Here is a 26,590-nt window from a genome sequence, read left to right on the forward strand (position 1 = left end):
GATGGTAGAAACCCTGCTCGAAGTGCGTAATCTGAGCAAAACCTTCCGCTACCGGACGGGATTATTTCGCCGCCAGACCGTCGAAGCCGTTAAACCGCTGAGCTTTACGCTGCGTGAACGTCAAACGCTCGCTATTATTGGCGAGAACGGCTCAGGCAAGTCCACGCTGGCGAAAATGCTGGCTGGGATGGTTGAGCCGACCAGCGGCGAGCTGCTGATTGACGATCATCCGCTAAAATATGGCGATTATTCATTTCGTAGTCAGCGTATTCGCATGATTTTCCAGGATCCGTCAACGTCGCTAAACCCACGGCAGCGTATCTCACAGATCCTCGATTTTCCGTTACGCCTGAATACCGATCTGGAGCCTGAACAGCGCCGCAAACAGATTGTGGAAACTATGCGTATGGTGGGTCTGCTACCCGATCATGTTAGCTACTATCCGCATATGCTGGCCCCAGGGCAAAAACAGCGTCTGGGCCTTGCCCGTGCGCTGATTTTGCGGCCAAAAGTTATTATCGCCGACGAAGCGCTGGCTTCTCTGGATATGTCGATGCGATCGCAACTCATCAACCTGATGCTGGAATTACAGGAAAAACAGGGGATTTCGTATATCTATGTGACCCAACACATTGGGATGATGAAACACATCAGCGACCAGGTGTTAGTCATGCATCAGGGCGAAGTTGTCGAGCGCGGCAGTACGGCGGACGTGCTGGCCTCTCCGCTACATGAGCTGACTCGTCGTCTTATTGCAGGGCATTTTGGCGAGGCGCTTACCGCCGATGCCTGGCGGAAAGACCGTTAATCAGATAATAGCCCACCAGGACGGGAGGGCTATCCGTTCTGTCATCAGTGACAAAACCGGGGCAAGAGTAGCGCGTCAACCTCAGAGAACGTGACTGACGGGAAAATTTCACCCTGCATCGCCCAAACGCCGGCGGTGCAGACCTCCTCGATAAGATGGGTCGTATCTATCCCCTCAACCACAACGCGCTCGCAATATCCCCTGATATTTTTAATCAACACCGGGAAAATTGTTTTTTCTACCTGTGACAGGAAGAAGTCGCGATCCATTTTCACAACGTCAAAACGGCCGCACACCAGCGGACTCGCGCCAATACTGCCAGATCCGAGATCGCCCAGCCACAAGGCATTTGGACCATCACTCAGCGAATTAATCAGCAGGTTGTTCAGGCAAACTGTATTCGACAGAAAGCGTTCTGAGAGTTCCAGCGCAATAAAGGGCATGGAATGCAAGGCCGACTTAATGACGGGATCACCAATTGCTAATAGCGCCATTTCATCAATAAGGCTTAGCGTACAGAGCAGATTATTGTTCTCGAACCAATTACGCTTTTCTGCAATTAACCGAATTTGCTCAAGCATGAAATTACGTTTTTGTTCGCTACTCCATGCCGAAATGATGGAATCTGCGTGTAACGGATGAACCGTCTCAGAGGTGAAGCGGGCGAGCATCTCAACACCCAGCAACTTATCTGTTGTGTCTCTCATCGGTTCCGCGATGAAATGATAGTGCATAAGACCACTCCAATTGATCATAACGTCCTGATAATGCACTTTTAATCATAATCAATCAATAATATCGATCAATGAATCGATATTGATCGATAAAAACAATATATCATAACTAAATGAATATGGTCATATTTTTTGTTTTAAGAATGTTCTTACATTGATATGTGTTAAAACATCGACTAGAGGTCAGATCATACCATTTTAACCCTCTGACGCCTTGTATTTTCACCTTATACCCCTGCTCTTCTCTGGTTGGATGAGGCAGAACCAGGGGGGAGTGATATACTCCTCACGTGCAATGAATAGTGACAGGCCACCAGGTGCTGACAACGATTCCCTGCCCTCTGAAATGCCGATTACTGCTGCTCACCGTCTGGTGAATAGCAGAGAAAGATCGTGACACAAGGGGCAAAGAGTGGGATATAATTTCACACCAATTTCGAGTGACCTTGAAATTGCAATCATAACTCATTGATTGCTAAAAAAATAAGTAATGACTATAAGGATTAAAGCTATGGGTTTTCTTTCCGGTAAGCGCATTCTGGTGACCGGTCTTGCCAGTAAACTGTCCATCGCCTACGGTATCGCACAGGCGATGCACCGCGAAGGCGCTGAACTGGCGTTCACCTACCAGAACGACAAACTGAAAGGCCGCGTGGAAGAATTTGCCGCTCAGCTGGGTTCCAACATCGTACTGCAGTGTGATGTGGCTGAAGACGCCAGCATCGACACCATGTTCGCTGAACTGGGCAAAGTCTGGCCGAAATTCGACGGTTTCGTACATTCCATCGGTTTCGCACCTGCTGACCAGCTGGATGGCGACTACGTGAATGCGGTCACCCGCGAAGGCTTTAAAATTGCTCATGACATCAGCGCATACAGCTTTGTTGCAATGGCAAAAGCATGCCGTTCAATGCTGAACCCTGGTTCTGCACTGCTGACGCTGTCCTACCTGGGTGCAGAGCGCGCGATCCCGAACTATAACGTAATGGGTCTGGCGAAAGCCTCTCTGGAAGCCAACGTTCGTTATATGGCTAACGCGATGGGTCCTGAAGGCGTGCGTGTGAACGCAATCTCCGCCGGCCCAATCCGTACTCTGGCGGCTTCCGGTATCAAAGATTTCCGTAAAATGCTGGCACATTGCGAAGCGGTTACGCCGATTCGTCGTACCGTTACCATTGAAGATGTGGGCAACTCTGCGGCATTCCTGTGCTCAGACCTGTCCGCCGGTATCTCCGGTGAAGTCGTTCACGTTGACGGCGGCTTCAGCATCGCCGCAATGAACGAACTGGAACTGAAATAATCTTTCAGACTTCCTCTATGGGCGACGCTCCGTCGCCCATTATTTTCCTCTCCCTTCTCCTTCGCTCGTGGCTATATATGCTTTTCTGATATTTATTATCACTTAACAATCTTTCATCACCTCATTCGCTTACGTCAGGATATCGCAGCGCAAACGATCCGGCGTACAGGTATGACGACGTATCCGGGTCGCCACTTTTTAGACCAAGGAACGCCCATGGAACAACGCCGAATTGAAGGCAAAAGCCACTGGTATCATGAGACACAGTCCAGTACATATCCGCAAGATGTTCTACCGTTGGTGCCCGAAGCCGCACACGTAGAGGACCGATTTTTGCTGGATCTGACGATACCTGCCGTTGCGCTTTTACCCTTTCAGTCCTGGTTAGAACCTGCCCGTAAACTTGCTCAACTTCTTTTCCCAGTGCATGTTTCTTTGGACTCAATGCACACGTTCAGTGCCTATGAACGTATGAGTACCGCTTTAACCGTCGCACAGGTTTGTGGCGTACAGCGTTTATGTAATCATTATGCTGCACGTCTGACCCCCCTTCCTGGCCCTAATTCATCCAGGGAAAGCAACCACCGACTGGCGCAAATCACCCAATATGCTCGCCAGCTAGCCAGCTCTCCGGACGTCATCGGCTCACGCGATCGCCAGCATCTGGAGGCGGTTGGCCTCACGACCAGCGACAGTGTTCTGATGAATCAAATCGTTGGCTTTGTCGGCTTTCAGGCCCGCGTCGTTGCGTTGTTTCAAGCCTGGTTTGGCCATCCTGTGCGACGCATTCCAGGCCTTGATATTCAGCAATTTGCCGAGGCATCCCCCTTTAGTGCAGAAGAAGCACAGTGGCACACCGCCGACCTGCCAATTGAAAAACATCTTGCCGGCGCAGAAGCACATGCCAGCCATACTCCCATTGTGTTGCAAGCGCTGAGGCCATTACTGCAACACTCACCTGAAGAACTGGCGTTATTTGAAGCGCTTTTTACCAGCACATTACACAGCGATGTGCAATCACGGACATTTTCTCTGACCACGCTGTTCACATCGCGGATTAACGGTAGCGTGTCCTGCTTCAATGAGTACGCCCTCTCAGCCACTGAGCTCACTGAGATTATTACCGTACTTCGCCAGGATGAGCGCCAAATACAGCGTTGGGAGCAACGACATCCGGTTGAGCGCGTCACCCTGCAGGCGGTACAATGGCTAACCCGGGCGCCCGATCGCTTTAGCGCCGCACTGCTTACTCCGTTACTCGACCAGGGTATATCTTCAGAACAGGCAATTAACGTACTGGCCTGGAGCGGATTGTGCGGATGGTTAAATCGTTTGAAGATCGCGTTGGGCGAGACGTATTAACCGATCCACTTGCTGAAAGAGCGCTTGCTGCGACTGGCAGATTCGCGTAAAACTGTCAGCCGCTCTTTCAGCCACGAAAATAGACAATTATGCTTCAGGACAACCCGCTGCTAGCGCAGCTTAAACAGCAACTACATTCCCAGACGCCACGTGCTGAAGGGGTGGTAAAAGCCACGGAAAAAGGCTTTGGCTTCCTGGAAGTCGATGCACAAAAAAGCTATTTCATTCCACCGCCGCAGATGAAAAAAGTGATGCATGGCGACCGCATTGTGGCGGTTATCCATACGGAAAAAGATCGCGAATCTGCCGAACCGGAAGAACTGATCGAGCCGTTCCTGACGCGCTTCGTGGGCAAAGTTCAGGGTAAGAATGACCGCCTGTCCATTGTGCCGGATCATCCGCTCCTGAAAGATGCGATTCCCTGCCGCGCCGCGCGTGGCGTTGAACATGAATTTAAAGAAGGTGACTGGGCTGTTGCAGAAATGCGTCGCCACCCGTTAAAAGGCGACCGCACCTTCTACGCCGAGTTAACCCAATTTATTACCTTCGCTGACGATCACTTCGTTCCGTGGTGGGTCACACTGGCTCGCCATAATCTGGAAAAAGAAGCACCCGATGGCATCGCCACTGAGATGCTGGATGAGGGTCTGGTGCGCGAGGACTTAACCGCACTGAACTTCGTCACCATCGACAGCGCCAGTACGCAGGACATGGATGACGCGCTTTACGCCGAAGAACAAACGGACGGTAAATTGCAGTTAACCGTCGCGATTGCCGATCCTACCGCCTGGATTGCTGAAGGCAGTAAGCTGGATAACATTGCAAAAATTCGTGCATTTACCAACTACCTGCCGGGGTTCAACATCCCAATGTTGCCGCGCGAGCTTTCGGACGATCTGTGTTCTCTGCGTGCTAACGAAATTCGCCCGGTTCTGGCCTGCCGCATGAGCATCACTGCTGACGGCACGATCGAAGACAATATCACCTTCTTCGCAGCAACGATTGAATCGAAAGCGAAGCTGGCCTACGACAACGTCTCTGACTGGCTTGAAGGCTCGGGTGACTGGCAGCCGGAGAATGACGCAATTGCACAGCAGATCCATCTGCTGCACCGTATCTGTCTCAGTCGTGGCGAATGGCGCCATAATCACGCTCTGGTATTCAAAGACCGCCCGGATTACCGTTTTGTTCTCGGTGAAAAAGGCGAAGTACTGGATATCGTGGCGGAACCGCGCCGCATCGCGAACCGCATTGTGGAAGAGTCCATGATTGCGGCGAACATTTGTGCTGCCCGCGTACTGCGCGACAAGCTGGGCTTTGGTATTTATAACGTGCATATGGGATTCGATCCGGCTAACGCAGAAGCACTGGCTGCCCTACTGAAAACCCATGGTATGCACGTTGATGCTGAAGAGGTCCTGACGCTGGAAGGCTTCTGTAAACTGCGTCGTGAACTGGATGCGCAGCCTTCCGGTTTCCTCGACAGCCGCATCCGCCGATTCCAGTCTTACGCTGAGATTAGCACCGAGCCGGGTCCGCATTTTGGTCTGGGCCTGGAAGCTTATGCCACCTGGACCTCGCCTATCCGTAAATATGGCGACATGATCAACCATCGCTTGCTTAAGGCCATCATCAAAGGTGAGACAATTTCCCGCCCGCAGGATGATACGACTTTGCAGATGGCTGAACGTCGCCGCCTGAACCGCATGGCCGAGCGTGATGTGGGTGACTGGCTGTATGCACGTTTTCTGAATGACAAAGCCGGCACCGACACCCGCTTTGCGGCCGAGATTATTGATGTCAGCCGTGGTGGTATGCGTGTACGTTTAATTGATAACGGCGCGGTAGCCTTTATTCCGGCCCCCTTCCTGCACGCGGTTCGTGATGAACTGGTGTGTAGCCAGGAAAGTGGTACGGTCCAGATCAAAGGTGAGGTGGTTTACAAAGTTACTGATGTCATTGACGTCACCATCGCCGAAGTGCGGATGGAAACCCGCAGCGTCATCGCGCGCCCTGCCGTATAATACGCATTAACTCAACGACCTTTCTCTTTTGTGAAAGGTCGTTTTCTTTTTTCCCGACCAATTGCCTGCCACGCACTACACTTCTTCCATCCAGTCAGATTTATTTTTTACTATTTTCCGTTCGCCGGCTTTGCTTTTTCCTGAATCTGGATTACACATAAATATATAAATAAAACAATATGTTCAGCCATCATCACCCTTTGAATTATGGCTACCCTTACTTTTGAGGCTCTATGCGCTTTAAACGGGATAGTACACATCATGAAAGACGTTCGGGAGCTGGCTACGTTGTATAGCTATGTGGGCACCCATAACCCCTACTGGCGTTTGTCAGAGGATTGCGACATCCTGCATTTCTCTATTGACGAAGCGGCAGAAACGAACCAAAACATCGAATTATCACCTGAGCAAGCCGACCGCATTCGGGAGATGACGGTCATCACGTCAAGCCTGTTAATAACACTGTCGATTGAAGATGACGATATCCCTGTTCACCTGGTCGGGCGGAAAATAAATAAACGCGAATGGGCCGGAAGTGCATCCGCCTGGGATGATACCCCTCCGGTCGCCCGCGATTTGGCACAAGGACTTTCTTTTGCCGAACAGGTGGTCTCTGAAGCCAACTCCGTTATTGTCATCCTTGACCGCATGGGGAACATTCAGCGTTTCAATCGCCTGTGTGAAGAATATACCGGACTCAAAGAACGCGAAGTGATTGGTCAAAGTGTCTTCACGCTGTTTATGAGTCGACGCGAAGCCGCAGCCTCCAGACGCAACATCGATGTTTTCTTTCGCGAAGGTAACTCATATGAAGTCGAACGTTGGGTGAAGACCTGTAAAGGTCAGCGACTGTTTCTGTTTCGCAATAAATTTGTGCACAACGGCAGCGGTAAGAACGAAATATTTCTAATCTGCTCAGGTACCGATATCACCGAAGAACGGCGTGCTCAGGAACGCCTGAGAGTTCTGGCAAATACCGACTCCATTACCGGATTACCTAATCGGAATGCGATTCATGAACTGATCACTGAAGCCATTGAGAATGCAGGAGATACCCAGGTTGGTATTGTGTACCTCGACCTGGATAATTTCAAAAAAGTAAACGATGCCTACGGACATATGTTCGGCGATCAACTGTTGCAAAGCGTGTCACTGGCAATTCTCAGCTGTCTTGATGATAACCAGTTACTGGCCCGTTTTGGTGGCGATGAGTTTATTGTCCTCGCGACTCAAACATATCAAGTGGCGCTGGAAGCCACGGCATCACGTATTTTGACCCGTTTGCGCCAGCCCTTCCGAATTGGCCTGATTGAGGTTTATACCGGTTGTTCGATTGGAATTTCCCTTGCACCACAGCATGGACACGACTGCGAGAGCGTTATTCGCAATGCCGATACTGCCATGTATACCGCAAAGGAAGGCGGACGGGGACAATTCTGCGTTTTCTCTCCGGAAATGAACCAGCGAGTCTTTGAGTATCTTTGGCTGGATACCAACTTGCGTAAGGCGCTGGAAAACGATCAACTGTTGATTCATTACCAGCCGAAAATAACATGGCGTGGTGAAGTACGTAGTCTGGAGGCGCTGGTGCGCTGGCAGTCCCCTGAACGTGGTCTCATTCCTCCGCTGGAGTTTATCTCCTACGCTGAAGAATCAGGCTTGATTGTGCCGCTGGGGCGCTGGGTTATTCTCGACGTTGTTCGTCAGGTCGCAAAGTGGCGCGATAAAGGGATTAATCTGCGAGTGGCCGTGAACGTTTCTGCTCGCCAGCTTGCCGATCAGACGCTGTTTACCGACCTGAAACAGGTGCTTCACGATCTCAATTTTGAATATTGCCCTATCGATGTCGAATTGACCGAGAGCAGTTTAATTGAAAACGAACACCTGGCACTGTCCGTTATTCAGCAATTTAGCCAGCTTGGGGCACAGATCCATTTAGATGATTTTGGGACGGGTTATTCATCGTTGTCTCAACTGGCCCGCTTCCCACTTGATGCCATTAAGCTGGACCAGGCGTTCGTCAGGGATATTCATAAACAACCCATTTCACAGTCGCTGGTGCGCGCTATTGTCGCAGTGGCACAGGCGCTTAACCTACAGGTGATAGCTGAAGGCGTTGAAAGTACGAAAGAGGATGCTTTTTTGACCAAAAATGGCGTCAATGAACGTCAGGGTTTTTTGTTCGCCAAGCCAATGCCAGCCGCTGCATTTGAACGTTGGTATAAACGTCATCTGAATAAAAAATTGCGATAACGCAACAAGAAAAGTGGAAGGGATAAACGTGAAAAATAGCCAAAAATGGACACTACGTGATGACCATATCTGTATGTAATCACAGAATATATAATATTCTCCAATCATTCATGTTAATACTATTTTTCCCTTCTCTTTTGGCATGAATTTCTGCATCATGAAATTCAAACCTTTTTGACATTAGGATGATGACCATGTCTGATACCGACGCACAACGTCTGGCCGAGCGCATTGATACTGTGCTGGATATTCTCGTTGCAGGCGATTACCACTCAGCGATCCACAATCTCGAAATTCTCAAGGCTGAACTGTTAGATACGGTCAAAGAAGATACAGCGTCTGTGTCAAAAAAACCGAAGGCCCCGTGGGAAATCTGATGACTTCACTCACGTTATGTCGCTGTAGCCATCAGATTTCAGATAACGCAGCTACCGTTTAATTTCCGATACGATATCGCTATAAAAATTAATACTATGAATTCCCGACAACAATCTATTTTGCAGATGGTGATCGATAAAGGTCAGATGAGCGTGGCCGACCTGGCTAAAATCACCGGTGTCTCCGAAGTGACGATTCGACAGGATCTGAACACACTGGAAAAACAGAGCTACTTGCGCCGTGCGCACGGTTTTGCGGTGTCACTGAACAGTGATGATGTCGAAACGCGCATGATGACCAATTTCACCCTTAAACGTGAACTGGCCGAATTTGCGGCGTCACTGGTTAATCCTGGTGAATCCGTCTTTATTGAAAATGGCAGCAGCAATGCGCTGCTGGCCAGAACGTTGGCAGAACAAAAAGATGTCACCATCATCACGGTCAGTAGCTACATCGCGCACCTGCTCAAAGAAACACCGTGTGAAGTCATTCTCCTCGGTGGGATCTATCAGAAAAAAAGCGAGAGCATGGTCGGACCGCTGACTCGCCAATTTATTCAGCAGGTACATTTCAGTAAAGCCTTTATCGGTATTGACGGCTGGCAGGCTGACACCGGCTTCACCGGGCGTGATATGATGCGCTCTGATGTGGTTAATGCGGTTCTGGAAAAAGGCGCTGAGGTGATTGTACTCACCGATAGCTCTAAATTTGAGGCCATTCATCCATACACGCTGGGCCCGTTAGACAGATTCAGTCGCGTAGTCACGGACTCCAGACTCAGCGCCAGCGTGCAAATGCAACTTGAACACTCGGGTTTAACCGTCAATATCATTGATGCTCACGCATAATACTTCAGCAGATGATTTGTCCGCGGGCAGATCATCTTCTCTCTGAGACTTATCCGACAGTCCAATTAAGACTTTTTACCTGTCGTTAACAGGATAAAGTCGTAGAATTAATGTTAGCGATATAACAGGAGCGAACAGTCACCTCAGGATTTGATTGTAACGTCCTGCGCTAAACGGTTTCGCGGAAATATCTTTAGTCGTCCTATTTTGGCGCTATCATTAAAGTGAACTGGATTCCGTGATTCAATAATTCAGGAGAAAGTATTATGTTAGTAACGAGCAAAAAAATGACCGCTGCCATTCTGGCGATTACACTAGCAATGTCTTTGAGTGCCTGCTCTAACTGGTCCAAACGTGACCGTAACACTGCGATAGGTGCTGGTGCAGGTGCGATAGGCGGTGCAGTCCTGACTGACGGCAGCACGCTGGGTACGCTGGGTGGTGCTGCAGTAGGTGGTATTATCGGCCACCAGGTGGGTAAATAATTTACGGTTGAACGGCTCGATATAATAATACGTTTACTTTTTCAGGTTTGTATTATTAGAGAAGCCACGGAGAGTATCCGTGGCTTTTTTATTAGCCGCCGGCCAGCTTAACTTTCATTCCTTTGGCTTCCAGCAGCGATTTTATCAGGTCGCGTTTATCACCCTGAATTTCAATTACGCCGTCCTTCACTGCCCCACCACAACCACATTTTTTTTTCAGCTCTGCGGCCAATTTAACCAGTGCAGCGTCATCTTGATCAATACCGGTAATCAGGCAAACGCCCTTACCTTTACGACCGCTGGTCTGGCGCTGGATGCGAACAATACCATCGCCCTTCGGACGCTCTGCTACCACTCTGGGTTCATCAATTCGTCCGGACTCAGTTGAATAAACCAGTCGAGAGTTTGAGTCGCTCATTTATGCACCTCGATTCAGAGAGGCGTTGATCATCTTCAGCGTTTGCGCCGGATCTTCCGACTGCGTGACTGGACGACCAATCACCATATAATCCACACCAGCGGCCAGCGCCTGCTGTGGCGTCATAATACGGCGCTGGTCACCCGCCTCACTACCTTCAGGACGAATGCCTGGCGTCACCAGCTTGAATGTCTGTCCAAACGCCTGCTTGAACCTCACCGCTTCATGCGCCGAGCATACTACCCCGTCCAACCCACAATTTTGCGTCAAACGCGCCAACTTTTCAGCATGCTCCGCAGGTGACAACGTCACACCAAGATCGGCAAGGTCGCTGGCTTCCATACTGGTCAGGACCGTCACTGCAATTAACAGTGGCGCATCTTTACCAAAAGGCAGTAATGCCTCGCGGGCAGCGGTCATCATTCGTGCCCCACCACAAGCATGCACGTTTACCATCCAGACGCCAAGGTCAGCAGCTGCCGCGACGGCATGCGCCGTGGTGTTGGGAATATCATGAAATTTCAAATCCAAAAAGATGTCGAAGCCACGTTGTTGCAGATCCCGTACCAATTGAGGTCCAAAAAGCGTGAACATCTCTTTGCCCACTTTCAAACGACAATCACGGGGATCAATTCTGTCGACAAACGCTAATGCCTTATCACGATTTGAGTAATCTAACGCGACAACGACGGGAGAATCAGTAGCTGCGCGGGAAGAAGATGAAGCAGTAAACGTCATGACCAGACCTTCTTGATGATGGGCGCACGAACGGCGCAAAATGGATAAACGGCGTGCATTCTACCTGTGGTAATAGAAAATTAACAGGTGCGTTTACATTTCTGCGAAACGATGTGGCTCAGGAGCCTGAGCGCTGGATGAAAAAAAATAAATAAGTATGTTGTAACTAAAGTGAGTTTTTTTTAAAAATTAGAGCCCGTCCAGACCGCGAATTGGCTTAATGGTTGACCAGGAGCGGCACGATGGGCAGTGCCAGTACAGCGAATAAGCAGTAAACCCGCACTTCTGGCAACGATAACGCGGCTTGCTGCGCACCTGCTCACCAACCATATCGCGCAGGACCATCAGACTCTCTTTTGCGCGCCCTTCTTCCGCTTCATTAAGGTGGTAATCCATCAGTTTATGGAACACGCGCATCGTCGGATGACGTTGCAACTGACGGGTAATATAAACCTGCGCAGTATCAGTACCCTCGCGCGCCTCAAGAATATCAGCCAGCATCAACTCAGCGGCAGCACCGGTGTTTTCTTCGACCGCACGGCGTAAAAACTCCGCCCATTCATCGTTTTTACCCAGCTGTTGGTAGCAGCTCTGCAGCATTTCCAGCGTTTCACTGACCAACTCTTTATCCTGCGAGATCACGCGTTGCAGGCATTCAACGGCCTTCGCGTAATCTCCCTTCAGCATGTAAACGCGCCCCATCATAATCGAGACACGAGCACTGTTTTTGTCTGCAGCAGCTCCTTTTTTCAGCAATGTCATGGCGCGATCCATATCGTCGCTGCCCATTTGCTGCAAGGCCAGTTCACAGTAGAAATGCGCTATTTCAATACGCTGTTTATCTTTGCCGAGTTTCACCAGTCGTTCTGCAACATCAATGGCTTTTTGCCATTCGCTGGTTGCCTGATAGATTTGCAACAGTTGCTGCAATGCCCCTACACGGAAATCCGTTTCATCAGTTAGCTGATTGAACATGTCTTCCGCACGGTCATACAATCCGGCTGCCATGTAGTCACGTCCCAACTGCTGTACAGCCAACAAACGTTGCTCGTAAGTCAGCGAAGCACTTTCCATGAGGGTTTGGTGGATACGGATAGCGCGGTCGACTTCACCGCGTGAGCGGAACAGGTTTCCGAGGGTGAGATGAGCCTCAACGGTGCCGGTATCCTCTTTCAACATATCGAGGAACAGATCTACCGCTTTATCTTGTTGGTTGCTCAAGAGGAAGTTAACCCCGGCGACATAGTCGCGCGAAAGACGGTTAGCTTCATCCTGCTTTGTTTGTTGCGCACTTCTGCGACCCATATACCACCCATAGGCAGCGGCTACAGGCAAAAGCAGAAACAACAACTCCAACATAAATAATTATTCCTTCACAACCGACGAGTCGGCAGTTACCGCAACGTCGGTCGCAGGCGCAAGCTGGTTTTCCAGGCGTTTAATTTTGCGTTCGGCGCGCGCAAGAGACACACGAACCTTCAGCCAGAACAGGCCGCAAATTAACCAACCAATCGCAAAACCTGCTGCAAACAATACAGCAAGCAGCGTGGAGATACGATACTCACCCTGAGCTAGCAGGTAATTAAACGTAACCTGTTGATCGTTTTGCGCACCCAATGTCACCGAAATAACAAAAATCGCCAACACCAGTAAGAAAATGAGTAAATATTTCACATTACTTCCCGTTATGTGGTTTGAGCGAATAAATCGTGTACAACTTACCGCGTTAAGCCCTTTAAATTACCATTTTCACGACGAGTGCGAAACGGAAAAGCGCCTTACGCTGTATGATTTGAGGGCTAAATTTGAAAAATCAATCACGGTCTGCGTTATTGCTCACGCTGCGCTATTTCCTTTGTCTCCTGGACGGGCGGTGTCAGAGGTCCACATATTCGCTGTGCAAGCCATGTTGCCAGCGTTACCAGCAGCCACGATATCAGCGTCGCAACAACCAAATCGCGCGGCCAGTGCATGCCCAGAAGCAAACGACTGCCCATTACGCCGGTCGCCCAGACGAGTAAGAACACAATCGTCAGCGTGCGCCTGCGTGGCCATAACAACCCGACACCCAGTAACGCCCAACTGGCAGCAAACAGGGTATGCCCGGAAGGGAAAGCAAAACCGGTCTCTTTTTGCCAGTGCTTACGTAAAAAAGGCGGAATATCCTGCTGCCCGGACAACTGCTCTTTTACTAAGTGTCCGCGATCTTTACGTTTTAAAGTGTAGAACTCATCTACCGGAACATGGTGCGTTTTTTCCAGCCACAGAACAAATGGCCGGGGCTCCTGCACCCTCTCTTTAACCCAGGATTTCACACCCTGGCCAATTAAGATAGCCGCCGCCAGGATCGCAAATAGCATAAAAGCAGCTTTCAGACGAAATCGCAGACACCACAAAAACCACGCACAGAGAACAACATGGGTGATAATCCCCCAGGGTTGCGTCACCGTTTCAGTTACCCAGTATAAGGATTTTAACCACCAGACATTCTGTCCAGGCTGCCAGCTCCAGCCGGATATCCATACGGAAACCGGCATAATCAGTAACAGTGCTGCGCCTACAGTGGTTCGCTTGGCAATAGACAGCATTGCGTCTCCTTTCGTCGATAAGTCCCACAATCATAACTGAAAAATCCGCACACCGGGGAAATTGACAATTTTGTGCCATTCGGAAATGAATGCGTTGCTGCAATTAGGTGAACACCCTTGCCTTATGGCAAAATAGTGCAATACAGAAGCCAACAGGCTACGGCACGCATAGTGCCAGCATAATCTGGAGAATTACATGCAGCTTAAACGTGTGGCAGAAGCCAAACTGCCAACCCCCTGGGGTGATTTCCTGATGGTGGGATTTGAAGAACTGGCAACCGGACACGATCATGTCGCACTGGTTTTTGGCGATATTTCAGGCCAGACGCCTGTCCTGGCACGTGTTCATTCCGAATGTCTGACCGGCGATGCGCTGTTCAGTCTGCGTTGTGATTGTGGCTTTCAACTGGAAGCGGCGCTTACGCATATCGCTGAAGAAGGACGCGGTATTCTGCTCTACCATCGTCAGGAAGGACGTAACATCGGCCTGTTGAATAAGATCCGCGCCTATGCGTTGCAGGATCAGGGCTATGACACCGTCGAAGCCAACCATCAGTTAGGCTTTGCGGCGGACGAGCGTGACTTCACCTTGTGTGCTGATATGTTCAAATTATTGGGCGTGGATGAAGTCCGTCTGCTAACCAATAACCCGAAGAAAGTGGAAATTCTGACAGAAGCTGGGATCAATATTGTGGAGCGTGTGCCGCTAATTGTTGGCCGTAACCCGAAGAATGAACACTATCTGGATACCAAAGCCGCTAAGATGGGACATCTGTTAAGCGAGTGACATTCTCGCTTGCTGACAGTACAAAAAGCCTGCTTTCGCAGGCTTTTTTATAATTTAATTCAACATATTACGAATAACATAGTGCAAAATACCATCGTTTTGGTAATAGGTCAGCTCTGTCGCGGTATCAATACGACAGCGACACGAAATCACCTCTTTTCGCCCATCCGCACGGACCATATTCACCGGGATAGTCGCTCCCGGTTTAATATTTTGTAAGTCCGTAATATCAATGACTTCCTCCCCGGTTAACCCCAGGGTTTTACGTGTAACCCCCTGCGGAAATTCCAGAGGCAGGATCCCCATGCCAATCAGGTTAGAACGGTGGATGCGCTCAAAAGATTCGGCGATTACTACGCGAATACCTAACAAACGCGGGCCTTTCGCCGCCCAGTCCCGACTGGAACCCGAGCCATACTCCTTGCCAGCAACAATCGCCAACGGGGTCTTCTCTTGCTGGTATTGCATAGCGGCGTCATAGATAGCCATCACTTCTGTACCCGGCAAATGACGCGTCATCCCCCCTTCCACACCCGGTACCATTTCGTTACGGATACGGATATTGGCAAACGTGCCACGCATCATTACTTCGTGGTTTCCACGGCGAGAACCGTAGGAGTTAAAATCTTTGCGCTCAACACCGTGGCTTTGCAGATAGCGACCCGCCGGGCTGTCCGGCTTGATGCTCCCCGCAGGAGAAATATGATCGGTGGTGACGGAATCGCCGAGCATCGCCAGGATACGAGCACCATGGATATCCTGTACCGGGTCCGGCTTCGCCTGCATACCATCAAAGAACGGTGATAACCGGATGTAGGTTGAGTCCGACTGCCAGCCATAGGTGTCTGCACGATCAACATTAATCGACTTCCATTCCGGCGTGCCTTCGAACACTTCGGCATACTCTTTATGGAACATCTCGGTAGAGACCTGCTCCACGGCACGGGCAATTTCCTGCGCACTCGGCCAGATATCTTTCAGATAGACAGGATCGCCTTTTCTGTTATGACCCAGCGGATCTTTCGTCAGATCAATATTCATATTCCCGGCCAGCGCATAAGCCACCACCAGCGGCGGAGAAGCCAGCCAGTTTGTCTTCACCAGCGGGTGGATACGCCCTTCAAAGTTACGGTTACCGGAAAGCACCGCCCCTACCGTCAGATCACCTTTTTTAATCGCCGTTTCAATAGGGTCAGGTAACGGGCCAGAGTTGCCGATACAGGTAGTACAGCCATAACCAACAAGGTTAAAACCCAGCTCATCAAGATACGGCGTCAGTTTTGCCTGCGCCAGGTAATCAGAGACGACTTTTGACCCAGGCGCCAGCGACGCTTTCACCCACGGTTGGCGCTTCAGACCAAGCGTCACTGCTTTTTTCGCCAGCAACCCAGCCGCCATCAGGACGCTGGGGTTGGAGGTGTTGGTACATGACGTGATCGCTGCAATCACCACAGCACCATCCGGTAGCTGATATTGATGACCGCTCATGACATAGTCGACCGGTTGACGATCTTTTTGCGAGCTATTCACTTCAAGTTCATTACTCGCGGCGAATGCTTTCGGCACATCACCCAATGCGACACGATCCTGTGGACGCTTCGGCCCGGCCAGACTGGCTTCCACAGTGCCCATGTCCAGTTCCAGTGAGCTGGTAAACACAGGCTCATCACCTGGGTTACGCCACATCCCCTGTGCTTTAGCATACGCACCGACTAATTCAACCTGCTCTTCACTACGCCCACTCAGACGCATGTACTCAAGAGTTACCCCGTCAATCGGGAAAAAGCCGCAGGTTGCGCCGTATTCCGGCGACATGTTAGCAATGGTCGCCCGGTCAGCGAGCGGCAGGCTGTCCAGCCCATCACCATAGAACTCAACAAATTTACCGACCACACCGTGTTTACGCAGCATCTGCGTGACGGTCAGTACCAGATCGGTAGCGGTGATCCCTTCGCGAAGTTTACCAACAAGTTTGAAGCCCACGACATCCGGAATCAGCATTGAAACCGGTTGCCCCAGCATGGCGGCCTCAGCTTCAATCCCTCCGACACCCCAGCCCAGCACACCGAGACCATTAATCATCGTAGTATGGGAATCGGTACCGACCAGCGTGTCCGGGTAAGCGATCCACTCGCCGTTTTGCAGTTCACTCCACACCGCTTTACCCAGGTATTCGAGGTTTACCTGGTGGCAAATTCCTGTTCCCGGTGGAACGACACTGAATCGGCTAAACGCCTGCTGCCCCCATTTAAGGAACACATAGCGCTCATGGTTGCGCTCCATTTCCAGTCGAACGTTCTCTTCAAAAGCATCATCGTCACCAAAACGATCGACCGTAACGGAGTGATCAATAACCAGATCAACAGGTGAAAGCGGGTTCACTTTTGCTGTATCCCCGCCAAGGCGTTTAACCGCTTCGCGCATGGCAGCCAGATCGACCACCGCCGGAACGCCGGTAAAGTCCTGCATGAGAACGCGAGCGGGTCGGTAGGCAATTTCGCGCTCGGCATGCGCCGTTTTCAGCCATTGCGCCAGAGCATGAATATCCTCTTCGGTAACAGAATCACCGTCCTGCCAGCGAAGCAGGTTTTCCAGCAATACTTTTAGTGATTTAGGTAAACGGGTGATATCACCCAGTGATTTGGCAGCCAGGGGCAAACTGTAGTAGCGGTAGGTTTTATCTTTAACCTGCAATGTGTCCTTACTGGCTTCTCGTAGGGTAGACGACATAGCTCCTCCTTAAATGACAGGGTTGGATCCCCTGATTTTCCTCAGGGTTAGTATTAAAGATAACACAAACAAAATGTAACGCTTTGATAACAACTCAAATTGATAAACGAGGAGAACGACAAAAAGGTAACGAACTATGCAAGTGGCGGGGAATAAGATTAAAGTGCGGTAAATGAACGGACCCGATACATCGATGCAACCGACAATACGCTGTTTAGATGACGTACTGCGATTGCGATGTGATTATTCATACTGAATTCAATAAGCATGTTAATACTTATTATAAAACACGTATTGCTTATTGTTCTTGCTTATCATCTTCAATAAACAGATCAATAAATGCCCGTTGCTCAGGTGAAAGATCCCACGAAGCGGGAATATCCTGCTTTTTTTCTATAACGGTTTCATTCTCTTGCTCATTATTATGATGAGCAGGTGTAACAGTAGACTGCTGTTCCTGTGTGGACATCAATTACCCCCACACTTTCCAGACCAACAGAGCAACCACGATCCAGAACACGGCGGAGCCCAGAAACACGATGAACCATGCTTTACGTTTCATCGCGGGATCTCTGCGCGCAGGCTGGTTTCCAGAAGGCATTGCTAACCTCATACTATCGAAATCACTTATCATTTAGGCACCAAACAATCGGTACAATTAATCATCAGATAAGAGGAATCCTAATAAAAACATCCTGAAAAAGCCAGATAATTTTCGAACCCAGCTTTATAAATAACTTAATTGTTTGATCGGTTATAAATATTTGAAAGGGATTTTGGCAGGGTTACTCATTTGAAACTACTTTGGAGAATATTTTCCATAAATAATTTAGGGATAATAGACAAATAAAAAATCATGAATACATTCAACCGCCCCGCTGGTATGGCTGGAGACCCAGGATACCAACGAGGCAACTTCCGTTATTATTTCTCTGGCAATTTAATATCTTTGAACATAGCTTCAATATCATCGTTGGAACGCAACGCCACCGCCGTATCCACCACATCGCGTGTCAGATGCGGTGCGAAACGCTGAATAAAATCATACATGTAGCTGCGTAAAAACGTGCTGCGACGAAAACCAATTTTAGTGGTGCTGTGACTGAAAATATCATGAGCATCAACACGCACCAGATCCGGATCAGAGATAGGATCTACCGCCATGCTGGCAATCACGCCCACGCCCAGCCCCAGTCGGACATAGGTCTTAATAACATCGGCATCAGTCGCGGTAAAGACAATACGCGGCTCAAGACCCGCGCGATTAAACGCGGTATCCAGTTCTGAGCGCCCCGTAAAACCAAAGGTGTAAGTCACCAACGGATATTGCGCCAGCTCTTCAATGGATACGGAGGCTTTGCCTGCCAACGGATGGTCTGGCGTAACAACAATCGAACGGTTCCAGTGATAGCATGGCAGCATCACCAGATCATCGTACAAATGCAGTGCTTCCGTCGCGATGGCAAAATCAGCATTCCCTTTCGAAACGGCTTCGGCAATTTGCGTCGGCGATCCCTGATGCATATGCAACGAGACGCGAGGATAACGCTCAATAAAACCTTTAATCACGTTGGGCAGCGCGTAACGCGCCTGGGTGTGCGTGGTGGCGATATACAACGAGCCTTTGTCGGGCCAGGTATGTTCACCTGCAACCGACTTAATAGCATCCACTTTAGACAAGACTTCGCGGGCAATACGAATAACTTCCTGCCCTGCCGGAGTCACCTGCGTCAGGTGCTTACCGCTACGGGCAAAAATCTGGATGCCAAGCTCATCTTCCAGCATACGAACTTGCTTACTGATCCCTGGCTGGGAGGTATAGAGTCCTTCGGCCGTTGAGGAGACATTAAGGTTGTGATTTACCACCTCAACGATATAGCGAAGCTGCTGTAATTTCATGTTAAGCCATCCAGAATTATGCCATCAGAACATCGTTTAAAAGCAGACTCACACGCGCTGCTAATACGATTTAATAATAAAAAGCCTGCCAACTATAACTACTATATCATTTCTATGTACGCTGTATAGGGATGACAAAAAATAATACGCCAGAAACAAAAAGGGCCGCTTACGCGACCCTTTGAGGAGAAATTCAGCCGGAATGCTGTTATTTCTTCCCTTCTACCCATTTGCCATCAACGAAAAATGCAGACCACCCGGTTGCTTTACCGTCTTTTTCCGCAGCGACATACTGCTGCTTAGTTTTGCGGCTAAAGCGAACCATCGACTTATTACCATCGGGGTCCGTCTGCGGCGCATCGGCCAGATAGCGCAGTTTTTCCGGCAAACGATCGCGGAAGCGATACAACTCTTCCACTAACGGCGCACGGGTTTCACGTGATTTCGGGAAGGTGTTCGCAGCCAGGAAAATACCTGCTGCACCATCACACAACACGAAATACGCGTCCGATTTTTCACACGGCAGTTCCGGCAACGGAACAGGATCTTCTTTCGGCGGAGCCACTTCGCCGTTACGCAGGATCTTACGGGTGTTTTTACACTCGTCGTTAGTACATGCCATGTATTTACCGAAACGCCCCATTTTCAGGTGCATTTCAGAACCACATTTCTCGCACTCAACGACAGGACCGTCATAACCCTTAATGCGGAACTCGCCCTCTTCGATTTCGTAACCATCGCAGGTCGGGTTGTTACCACAGACATGCAGCTTACGTTTTGGATCGATGAGATAGCTGTCCATCGCCGTACCACACTTCTGGCAGCGACGTTTCGCGCGCAAAGCGTTCGTTTCCGCGTCGTCGCCTTCCAGCACGTTCAATACTTCGTTTTCCGGCACCAGGTTAATGGTGGTTTTGCAACGCTCTTTCGGGGAAAGTGCATAACCGGAACACCCAAGGAATACACCGGTGCTGGCGGTACGGATACCCATCTTGCGCCCACATGTCGGACAATCAATGCTGGTCAGTACCATCTGGTTCGGGCGCATGCCGCCTTCTTCAGGATCTTTCTCGGCTTTATCCAGTTGCTGAGTAAAATCGCTGAAGAAGTTGTCGAGCACACCTTTCCACTCGGCTTCGTGGTTCGCCACCTGGTCAAGGCTGTCTTCCATCTGCGCGGTGAAATCGTAGTTCATCAGTTCGCGGAAGTTTTCTTCCAGACGATCGGTGACGATTTCACCCATTTTTTCTGCGTAGAAACGACGGTTCTCCACGCGAACATAACCGCGATCCTGAATCGTAGAAATGATCGACGCATAGGTAGATGGACGACCAATGCCACGCTTTTCAAGCTCTTTAACCAGCGAAGCCTCACTGAAGCGCGCAGGCGGTTTAGTAAAGTGCTGTGCTGGCGTCAGTTCGACAAGCGTCAACGTATCGCCTTTGTCCACCGCCGGTAAGATGCGATCTTCATCGCCCTTACGCAACGCTGGCATCACTTTCGTCCAGCCATCGAAGCGCAGAATACGACCGCGCGCCTTCAGACGGAAATCACCCGCACCCACGGTGAGCGTGGTGGAATCATATTTAGCAGGGGTCATCTGACAGGCAACAAACTGGCGCCAGATCAGCTGATACAGTTTTTGCGCATCGGCCTCCATATCTTTCAGCGATTCCGCCTGTACGGCGACATCGGAAGGACGGATAGCTTCGTGCGCTTCCTGCGAGTTCTCTTTGCTGGCGTACTGGTTCGCGCTCTCCGGCAAATACTTTTTGCCAAAATTATCGCTGATGTAATCGCGAACCATCGCCACCGCATCCTGACTCAGGTTGGTTGAGTCAGTACGCATGTAAGTGATGTAACCCGCTTCATACAAGCGCTGCGCCATCATCATGGTTTTCTTCACACCGAAGCCCAGACGCGTGCTGGCGGCCTGCTGTAGCGTGGAGGTGATGAACGGCGCGCCCGGCTTGCTGCTGGTCGGCTTATCTTCACGTTCCAGAACGCTGTAGCGCGCTTTTTCCAGCAGGCTTACTGCCGCGAGTGTTTGCTCGCGATTAACCGGACGGAACGGTTTATCGTTCTGATGCGTCACTTCGAGCGGTAACGCGTCGCCGCCTGGCGTCGTGGTATTGGCATCAATTTCCCAGAACTCTTCGGGTACAAATGCCTTGATTTCGCGTTCACGCTCAACCACCAGACGCACGGCAACAGACTGTACGCGGCCAGCAGACAGGCCACGGGCAATTTTTTTCCACAGCAGCGGCGACACCATATAGCCGACAACGCGGTCCATAAAGCGACGCGCCTGTTGCGCATTAACGCGGTCGATGTTCAGCTCGCCCGGTTTTTCAAACGCCTGACGAATAGCATTTTTAGTAATTTCGTTAAACACCACGCGGCTGTAGCGGGTGTCGTCGCCACCGATAACTTCCCGCAGGTGCCAGGCAATGGCTTCCCCTTCGCGGTCAAGGTCGGTTGCGAGATAGATGTGGTCGGCTTTTTCAGCCAGTTGTTTCAGTTCAGAGACAACTTTCTCTTTACCAGGCAGCACTTCATAGCGCGCATCCCAGTTGTGCCACGGGTCAACGCCCATGCGGTTGACGAGAGCGCCACGTTCATCCTTTTTGGGCTTTTTAGCCGTTTTGGTGGAGGTTGAGTCGGCGCTCTTTTTAGTTGCTGAGCCACTAGTCGGCAAATCACGGATATGACCGACGCTGGATTTCACCACGTAGTCATTACCCAGATACTTGTTGATCGTTTTGGCTTTTGCCGGGGACTCAACGATGACAAGAGCTTTACCCATATTCACCTTTACCTAATTTGATTCTTCCAGAATGCGTCGCACGTTGATTCACCTTCCACTGGCGACGAGACATCGATATGGTCTCTGTGTCGGCGGATATCAACCCCTTAAACTGATTCGCGCTTGTAATGTAACGCTCATATAACTGAGTTAACAGGCTTTTTCACACGCAAACGCTATGGCGCGACGGAGTATTGGTCGAATGTCAAGCAATCTGTTGCCAGATTGACGAAAGCGTCACACTGTACCTGATAAAATGCGTTACGCAACTTTATTAGCATGCAAAAACAAATCTCGCTAGTTGTAACACCGTCGTAAAACCTTCATTTGTGTCAGGGAATATTTGCCCATAAGCCGGGCTCGGCGTAGACTAATGTCCTTGTTTAAGGAGTAAAAAATGCATAAAGATACTCAACCCATCGATCGCGAGACACTGCTGATTGAAGCCAACAAAATCATTCGTGAGCATGAGGACACGCTGGCGGGGATTGTCGCCACCGGTGTTACGCAGCGAAATGGTGTGCTGGTTTTCAGCGGAGATTACTTTTTAGACGAGCAAGGGCTGCCGACGCCCAAAAGTACGGCTGTGTTTAATATGTTTAAACACCTGGCGCACGTACTTTCTGAAAAGTATCACTTGATCGATTAACGCGAGAAATCATTTGCCGGATGGCGGCGCTGCCTTCTCCGGCCTACGATGCTCTGAACCTGTAGGCCGGAGAAGATGCGTGAGCATCGCCATCCGGCAATTGCAATTTTACATCAGGGGCTTCTGTCCCCGCTGCCACCAACGCATGAGTAAGCGGTCTGCACTTTCTGCCGCGCTGCCAGTGAAACGGTCCATCAGTTTTTTACGCTGCATATAGCGGACGTTCAGCACTTCACGGCCATCCATCAACCCCAGAATCACTTCGTCACTGGTATTGATCTCATCGACCAACCCGTTTGCCAGCGCCTGTTGCCCGAACCAGTGTTCACCTGTAGCAACCTGTTCGATGTCCAGAGTTGGACGCATGCGCTGCACAAAATCTTTAAACAGATGATGGGTTTCATTCAAATCTTCACGGAATTTCTGTCGCCCTTCTTCCGTGTTTTCACCAAGCAGTGTCAGCGTGCGTTTGTACTGTCCTGCCGTGTGCAGTTCGATATCAATATCCTTGTTTTTCAGGAAACGGTTAAAGTTTGGGATCTGCGCGACGACGCCAATAGAGCCGACAATGGCAAACGGCGCTGAGACAATTTTATCCGCCACGCAGGCCATCATATATCCGCCGCTGGCAGCGACTTTATCTACCGTGACGGTTAGCGGGATCTGCTTATCGCGCAGGCGTTGTAACTGCGAAGCGGCCAGACCATAGCCATGTACCACACCGCCGGGGCTTTCCAGACGCACAACCACCTGATCTTGCGGTTTCACCACTGCCAGTACCGCCGTGACCTCTTCCCGTAATGCGCTGACCTCGTGGGCGTCCATACTGCCCTTAAAATCAAGCACCCAGACGCGAGGTTTTTCTGATGACAAACTGTCCCCCAGTTTTGCTTTGGCTTTGGCGGTTTTGGCCTCCAGCTTGTGCTTCTTTTTCTGCGCTTTATGCCATAACTTCTGCTGATGACTATCCAACAATGCCATCGACAGATCTTCCTTCATCTCTTTATATTGATCGCTAAGATTAATAACGCGTAGTTCACCACGCTGACGCTTACGTTGTGTCGCGTTTACAATCAGCATGACAATCACCGCAATAGCCACCACAACAGTGACAATTTTTGCCAAAAACAGCCCATATTCAGACAACAATTCCACGAGACCCACCTTGGTTAAACAATGCTACTTTCGCTCAGTGTACAACAGGCGTGTAAACCCGTCTTGCTTCATCCATCCGATGCTGAATCGGCAAAAAGCATGACAAAGTGTTCATTTTGCGGTGTTATTACCTTTGGCTGATTGAAAAACACCAGTGTTTAAGGCATAAAGCCGAAAAGTTATCGCGAACGAGATGGCCAGACGTCGCCGAGGAGTAGCCGTGCATTACCAACCTAAACAAGACCTGTTACAGGATCGCATTATTCTGGTCACCGGAGCCAGTGATGGCATCGGGCGTGAAGCCGCGCTTACCTATGCACGCTACGGCGCGACCGTTATCCTGCTTGGACGTAATGAAGAAAAATTGCGTCAGGTTGCCCGCGCCGTCGCCGATGAAAACGGAACACAACCACAATGGTTCACGCTGGATCTACTGACCTGTACCTCTGAAGAATGTCACCAGCTTGCGCAGCGCATTGCCGCGCATTTCCCACGTCTGGATGGCGTACTGCATAATGCCGGATTGCTGGGCGATATCTGCCCGATGAGCGAACAAAACCCGCAGGTATGGCAGGATGTCATGCAGGTCAATGTCAACGCGACATTTATGTTGACTCAGGCATTGCTGCCGCTGTTACTCAAATCAGATTCAGGATCGCTGGTCTTCACCTCCTCCAGCGTCGGTCGCCAGGGACGCGCCAATTGGGGAGCATATGCCACCTCAAAATTTGCGACCGAAGGGATGATGCAGGTTCTGGCTGATGAGTATCAAAACCGTCATCTGCGCGTAAACTGTATCAATCCTGGTGGAACGCGAACTGGCATGCGAGCCAGCGCATTCCCGACGGAAGATCCGCAAAAATTGAAAACTCCCGCCGATATTATGCCGCTCTACCTGTGGCTGATGGGCGATGACAGCCGCCGTAAAACCGGTATGACTTTTGATGCCCAGCCGGGCCGTAAACCAGGAATTGCCCAATGAGTGAAGAACGCTATCAGCAGCGCCAGCAGCGCGTAAAAGACCGGGTTGACGCGCGTGTTGCGGCCGCCAGGGACGAGCGCGGAATTATCATCGTTTTTACCGGTAATGGTAAAGGTAAAACTACAGCTGCGTTCGGTACAGCGACTCGCGCGGTGGGCCACGGCAAAAAAGTCGGTGTAGTGCAGTTCATTAAAGGTACATGGCCAAACGGCGAAAGAAACCTGCTCGAACCTCATGGTGTAGAATTTCAGGTGATGGCGACCGGGTTTACCTGGGAAACACAGAATCGTGAAGCTGACACCGCTGCCTGTCTGGCCGTATGGGAACACGGTAAGCGAATGTTGACCGATCCTGAGCTGGATATGGTTGTGCTGGATGAACTGACGTATATGGTGGCCTACGACTACCTACCGCTTGAAGAGGTGATCAACGCCTTAAACGCGCGCCCAGCCCAGCAGACGGTCATTATTACTGGTCGAGGATGCCATCGCGATATTCTGGAGTTAGCCGACACGGTCAGCGAGTTGCGTCCGGTCAAGCATGCTTTTGAGGCGGGCATTAAAGCCCAAATGGGGATTGATTACTAACAGCAGGCCGGATAAGGCGCTTGCGCCGCATCCGGCTCCACGCTAACGCCTGATGGCGCTTTGCTTATCAGGCCTGGTCATGATTAACCGTTGTTGCTGCGTCCGCCCGGGCGACGGCTGCTGCCGACCTGAGAGTGACGTTTCACCGCACGGCGGATCTGATTCGCCTTCATACGGCGACGATCTTTCTCGACGGCCACTTTAGAGGTCGTTTCTGGCTTCAGCTCCACCAGTTCACGCAGATAGTTGGTCTGAGCAAGATCAAGCTCTGTCCAGCCACCACGCGGCAGGCCTTTCGGCAGCGGGATATCACCGTAGCGTACACGAATCAGACGACTTACCTGCACACCTACCGCTTCCCACAGACGGCGAACCTCGCGGTTGCGGCCTTCAGTCAGCGTGACGTTATACCACTGGTTAATCCCTTCACCACCGCTGAACTTGATCGTTTTAAACGCAGCCGGACCATCTTCCAACTGTACGCCACGGCTCAGATCACGCAGTTTAGCATCGTCAACCTGACCGAATACTCGCACCGCGTACTCGCGTTCAACTTCACGGCTCGGGTGCATCAGACGGTTCGCCAGTTCACCATCAGTAGTAAACAGCAGCAGACCACAGGTGTTCACGTCCAGACGACCTACGGCAATCCAGCGCGCGTCGCGCAGTTTTGGCAGGCGATCAAATACGGTCGGACGACCTTCCGGGTCGTTACGGGTACACAGTTCACCTTCCGGCTTGTAATAAGCCAGAACGCGGCAGATTTGTTCTGCAGATTCTTTCACCGAAATCAGATGACCGTCGATACGGATTTTCAGACCCGGCGTCACTTCAACGCGATCGCCGAGCGTGGCAATTTTGCCATCAACGCTCACGCGACCCGCGGCAATAATGGATTCAATTTCACGGCGAGAACCGTGGCCAGCACGCGCCAGCACTTTTTGTAACTTTTCGCTCATAGAGCTTCCTTTAGGTGTCGCCTTCACAGGCGTCGAACAGGAGAATCAACGGCGCCAGTCAGCGCCATTTTAAGGCCGCGTAGTATAGCGGTTCGCGCCC

Annotated in this window: 25 protein-coding genes; 12 read left to right on the top strand and 13 right to left on the bottom strand. The window is 50.6% G+C overall.

From position 1 onward, the window contains the following. Position 1: 1 nt before the first annotated feature. Positions 2 to 808, top strand: a complete 807-nt coding sequence (gene sapF / locus OGY19_RS01225; protein ID WP_048211509.1) for a peptide ABC transporter ATP-binding protein SapF — start codon at positions 2 to 4, stop codon at positions 806 to 808. Between the two features lie 44 nt (positions 809 to 852). Here sapF and OGY19_RS01230 read toward each other — a convergent pair whose 3' ends face one another. Further along, complete coding sequence (locus OGY19_RS01230; RefSeq protein WP_048212578.1) at positions 853 to 1,542, bottom strand: EAL domain-containing protein; 690 nt, start codon at positions 1,540 to 1,542, stop codon at positions 853 to 855. Positions 1,543 to 2,053: 511 nt separating this feature from the next. On the opposite strand from OGY19_RS01230, the gene fabI reads away from it, so the two are divergent. The 7 genes from fabI to osmB all read left to right on the top strand — a co-directional run bounded on the left by fabI (position 2,054) and on the right by osmB (position 10,192). Beyond that, positions 2,054 to 2,842, top strand: a complete 789-nt coding sequence (fabI, locus tag OGY19_RS01235) for an enoyl-ACP reductase FabI (RefSeq protein ID WP_005126472.1) — start codon at positions 2,054 to 2,056, stop codon at positions 2,840 to 2,842. A gap of 216 nt (positions 2,843 to 3,058) precedes the next feature. Next, complete coding sequence (locus tag OGY19_RS01240) at positions 3,059 to 4,204, top strand: carboxymuconolactone decarboxylase family protein (protein ID WP_061068001.1); 1,146 nt, start codon at positions 3,059 to 3,061, stop codon at positions 4,202 to 4,204. 89 nt (positions 4,205 to 4,293) lie between these two features. Continuing rightward, the gene (locus OGY19_RS01245) at positions 4,294 to 6,228 is read left to right on the top strand and encodes an exoribonuclease II (RefSeq protein ID WP_048211507.1); all 1,935 of its coding nucleotides are present in this window, start codon (positions 4,294 to 4,296) and stop codon (positions 6,226 to 6,228) included. Between the two features lie 261 nt (positions 6,229 to 6,489). Then, positions 6,490 to 8,481: a cyclic di-GMP phosphodiesterase gene (pdeR, locus tag OGY19_RS01250; protein WP_115601980.1), complete on the top strand. Its 1,992-nt coding sequence runs from the start codon at positions 6,490 to 6,492 to the stop codon at positions 8,479 to 8,481. Positions 8,482 to 8,675: 194 nt separating this feature from the next. Next, positions 8,676 to 8,858, top strand: coding sequence for a YciZ family protein (locus OGY19_RS01255; protein ID WP_048211505.1), 183 nt, complete (start codon positions 8,676 to 8,678; stop codon positions 8,856 to 8,858). 96 nt (positions 8,859 to 8,954) lie between these two features. Next, the gene (gene yciT, locus OGY19_RS01260; protein ID WP_048211504.1) at positions 8,955 to 9,707 is read left to right on the top strand and encodes a DNA-binding transcriptional regulator YciT; all 753 of its coding nucleotides are present in this window, start codon (positions 8,955 to 8,957) and stop codon (positions 9,705 to 9,707) included. Positions 9,708 to 9,973: 266 nt separating this feature from the next. After that, on the top strand, positions 9,974 to 10,192 hold the full coding sequence (gene osmB, locus OGY19_RS01265; RefSeq protein ID WP_003020583.1) for an osmotically-inducible lipoprotein OsmB: 219 nt from the start codon (positions 9,974 to 9,976) through the stop codon (positions 10,190 to 10,192). Positions 10,193 to 10,283: 91 nt separating this feature from the next. On the opposite strand, the gene yciH is transcribed toward osmB, so the two are convergent. The 5 genes from yciH to pgpB form a co-directional block, all read right to left on the bottom strand. Further along, positions 10,284 to 10,610, bottom strand: coding sequence for a stress response translation initiation inhibitor YciH (yciH, locus tag OGY19_RS01270; RefSeq protein ID WP_048211503.1), 327 nt, complete (start codon positions 10,608 to 10,610; stop codon positions 10,284 to 10,286). Then, on the bottom strand, positions 10,611 to 11,348 hold the full coding sequence (gene pyrF / locus OGY19_RS01275; protein WP_048211502.1) for an orotidine-5'-phosphate decarboxylase: 738 nt from the start codon (positions 11,346 to 11,348) through the stop codon (positions 10,611 to 10,613). A gap of 189 nt (positions 11,349 to 11,537) precedes the next feature. Further along, positions 11,538 to 12,707, bottom strand: coding sequence for a lipopolysaccharide assembly protein LapB (lapB, locus tag OGY19_RS01280; protein ID WP_115601978.1), 1,170 nt, complete (start codon positions 12,705 to 12,707; stop codon positions 11,538 to 11,540). 6 nt (positions 12,708 to 12,713) lie between these two features. Further along, positions 12,714 to 13,022, bottom strand: coding sequence for a LapA family protein (locus OGY19_RS01285; RefSeq protein ID WP_005126452.1), 309 nt, complete (start codon positions 13,020 to 13,022; stop codon positions 12,714 to 12,716). 155 nt (positions 13,023 to 13,177) lie between these two features. Further along, the gene (pgpB, locus tag OGY19_RS01290) at positions 13,178 to 13,936 is read right to left on the bottom strand and encodes a phosphatidylglycerophosphatase B (protein WP_048211500.1); all 759 of its coding nucleotides are present in this window, start codon (positions 13,934 to 13,936) and stop codon (positions 13,178 to 13,180) included. Positions 13,937 to 14,132: 196 nt separating this feature from the next. On the opposite strand from pgpB, the gene ribA reads away from it, so the two are divergent. After that, a complete protein-coding gene (gene ribA, locus OGY19_RS01295; RefSeq protein WP_005126450.1) occupies positions 14,133 to 14,723 on the top strand; it encodes a GTP cyclohydrolase II in 591 nt (196 codons plus the stop codon). Between the two features lie 54 nt (positions 14,724 to 14,777). Here the strand turns inward: ribA and acnA are convergent, their stop codons facing one another. The 5 genes from acnA to topA all read right to left on the bottom strand — a co-directional run bounded on the left by acnA (position 14,778) and on the right by topA (position 22,158). Beyond that, on the bottom strand, positions 14,778 to 17,453 hold the full coding sequence (gene acnA, locus OGY19_RS01300) for an aconitate hydratase AcnA (protein WP_115601977.1): 2,676 nt from the start codon (positions 17,451 to 17,453) through the stop codon (positions 14,778 to 14,780). Positions 17,454 to 17,751: 298 nt separating this feature from the next. Then, entirely contained in the window at positions 17,752 to 17,922 is a 171-nt protein-coding gene (locus tag OGY19_RS01305; protein ID WP_162873148.1) for a YciX family protein, read from the bottom strand. 3 nt (positions 17,923 to 17,925) lie between these two features. Next, the gene (locus OGY19_RS01310; protein ID WP_101742283.1) at positions 17,926 to 18,087 is read right to left on the bottom strand and encodes a YmiA family putative membrane protein; all 162 of its coding nucleotides are present in this window, start codon (positions 18,085 to 18,087) and stop codon (positions 17,926 to 17,928) included. Positions 18,088 to 18,377: 290 nt separating this feature from the next. Next, complete coding sequence (gene cysB / locus OGY19_RS01315) at positions 18,378 to 19,352, bottom strand: HTH-type transcriptional regulator CysB (protein WP_005126442.1); 975 nt, start codon at positions 19,350 to 19,352, stop codon at positions 18,378 to 18,380. Positions 19,353 to 19,560: 208 nt separating this feature from the next. Continuing rightward, a complete protein-coding gene (gene topA, locus OGY19_RS01320; RefSeq protein WP_286596188.1) occupies positions 19,561 to 22,158 on the bottom strand; it encodes a type I DNA topoisomerase in 2,598 nt (865 codons plus the stop codon). A gap of 397 nt (positions 22,159 to 22,555) precedes the next feature. Here topA and OGY19_RS01325 point away from each other — a divergent pair, with 397 nt between their 5' ends. Further along, positions 22,556 to 22,807, top strand: a complete 252-nt coding sequence (locus OGY19_RS01325; protein WP_003020616.1) for a YciN family protein — start codon at positions 22,556 to 22,558, stop codon at positions 22,805 to 22,807. A 108-nt stretch (positions 22,808 to 22,915) separates the two neighbouring features. Here the strand turns inward: OGY19_RS01325 and sohB are convergent, their stop codons facing one another. After that, on the bottom strand, positions 22,916 to 23,962 hold the full coding sequence (gene sohB, locus OGY19_RS01330; RefSeq protein ID WP_115601975.1) for a protease SohB: 1,047 nt from the start codon (positions 23,960 to 23,962) through the stop codon (positions 22,916 to 22,918). Positions 23,963 to 24,182: 220 nt separating this feature from the next. Between sohB and OGY19_RS01335 the strand changes: the two genes are divergently transcribed. Further along, positions 24,183 to 24,944, top strand: a complete 762-nt coding sequence (locus tag OGY19_RS01335; protein WP_115601974.1) for a YciK family oxidoreductase — start codon at positions 24,183 to 24,185, stop codon at positions 24,942 to 24,944. Further along, a complete protein-coding gene (gene cobO / locus OGY19_RS01340) occupies positions 24,941 to 25,531 on the top strand; it encodes a cob(I)yrinic acid a,c-diamide adenosyltransferase (RefSeq protein WP_061068008.1) in 591 nt (196 codons plus the stop codon). The genes OGY19_RS01335 and cobO overlap by 4 nt, the downstream gene beginning before the upstream one ends. Positions 25,532 to 25,614: 83 nt before the next feature. On the opposite strand, the gene rluB is transcribed toward cobO, so the two are convergent. Beyond that, positions 25,615 to 26,490 (bottom strand): 23S rRNA pseudouridine(2605) synthase RluB, encoded by an 876-nt coding sequence (gene rluB, locus OGY19_RS01345; RefSeq protein ID WP_003020625.1) that lies wholly within the window; start codon positions 26,488 to 26,490, stop codon positions 25,615 to 25,617. Positions 26,491 to 26,590 lie beyond the last annotated feature (100 nt).

This window comes from Citrobacter sp. Cy070 (genome assembly GCF_030332245.1).
GTDB classification, from domain to species: domain Bacteria; phylum Pseudomonadota; class Gammaproteobacteria; order Enterobacterales; family Enterobacteriaceae; genus Citrobacter; species Citrobacter youngae.

Excerpts from the sequence above, each read along its gene's own strand:
- ribA (WP_005126450.1), top strand. The coding sequence starts at position 14,133 with ATGCAGCTTAAACGTGTGGCAGAAGCCAAACTGCCAACCCCCTGGGGT.
- yciT (WP_048211504.1), top strand. The coding sequence starts at position 8,955 with ATGAATTCCCGACAACAATCTATTTTGCAGATGGTGATCGATAAAGGT.
- acnA (WP_115601977.1), bottom strand. The coding sequence starts at position 17,453 with ATGTCGTCTACCCTACGAGAAGCCAGTAAGGACACATTGCAGGTTAAA.
- topA (WP_286596188.1), bottom strand. The coding sequence starts at position 22,158 with ATGGGTAAAGCTCTTGTCATCGTTGAGTCCCCGGCAAAAGCCAAAACG.
- OGY19_RS01305 (WP_162873148.1), bottom strand. The coding sequence starts at position 17,922 with ATGTCCACACAGGAACAGCAGTCTACTGTTACACCTGCTCATCATAAT.
- OGY19_RS01325 (WP_003020616.1), top strand. The coding sequence starts at position 22,556 with ATGCATAAAGATACTCAACCCATCGATCGCGAGACACTGCTGATTGAA.
- pdeR (WP_115601980.1), top strand. The coding sequence starts at position 6,490 with ATGAAAGACGTTCGGGAGCTGGCTACGTTGTATAGCTATGTGGGCACC.
- sapF (WP_048211509.1), top strand. The coding sequence starts at position 2 with ATGGTAGAAACCCTGCTCGAAGTGCGTAATCTGAGCAAAACCTTCCGC.
- cysB (WP_005126442.1), bottom strand. The coding sequence starts at position 19,352 with ATGAAATTACAGCAGCTTCGCTATATCGTTGAGGTGGTAAATCACAAC.
- OGY19_RS01230 (WP_048212578.1), bottom strand. The coding sequence starts at position 1,542 with ATGCACTATCATTTCATCGCGGAACCGATGAGAGACACAACAGATAAG.
- OGY19_RS01245 (WP_048211507.1), top strand. The coding sequence starts at position 4,294 with ATGCTTCAGGACAACCCGCTGCTAGCGCAGCTTAAACAGCAACTACAT.
- pyrF (WP_048211502.1), bottom strand. The coding sequence starts at position 11,348 with ATGACGTTTACTGCTTCATCTTCTTCCCGCGCAGCTACTGATTCTCCC.
- OGY19_RS01255 (WP_048211505.1), top strand. The coding sequence starts at position 8,676 with ATGTCTGATACCGACGCACAACGTCTGGCCGAGCGCATTGATACTGTG.
- fabI (WP_005126472.1), top strand. The coding sequence starts at position 2,054 with ATGGGTTTTCTTTCCGGTAAGCGCATTCTGGTGACCGGTCTTGCCAGT.
- cobO (WP_061068008.1), top strand. The coding sequence starts at position 24,941 with ATGAGTGAAGAACGCTATCAGCAGCGCCAGCAGCGCGTAAAAGACCGG.
- lapB (WP_115601978.1), bottom strand. The coding sequence starts at position 12,707 with ATGTTGGAGTTGTTGTTTCTGCTTTTGCCTGTAGCCGCTGCCTATGGG.
- OGY19_RS01310 (WP_101742283.1), bottom strand. The coding sequence starts at position 18,087 with ATGATAAGTGATTTCGATAGTATGAGGTTAGCAATGCCTTCTGGAAAC.
- yciH (WP_048211503.1), bottom strand. The coding sequence starts at position 10,610 with ATGAGCGACTCAAACTCTCGACTGGTTTATTCAACTGAGTCCGGACGA.
- rluB (WP_003020625.1), bottom strand. The coding sequence starts at position 26,490 with ATGAGCGAAAAGTTACAAAAAGTGCTGGCGCGTGCTGGCCACGGTTCT.
- osmB (WP_003020583.1), top strand. The coding sequence starts at position 9,974 with ATGTTAGTAACGAGCAAAAAAATGACCGCTGCCATTCTGGCGATTACA.
- pgpB (WP_048211500.1), bottom strand. The coding sequence starts at position 13,936 with ATGCTGTCTATTGCCAAGCGAACCACTGTAGGCGCAGCACTGTTACTG.
- OGY19_RS01240 (WP_061068001.1), top strand. The coding sequence starts at position 3,059 with ATGGAACAACGCCGAATTGAAGGCAAAAGCCACTGGTATCATGAGACA.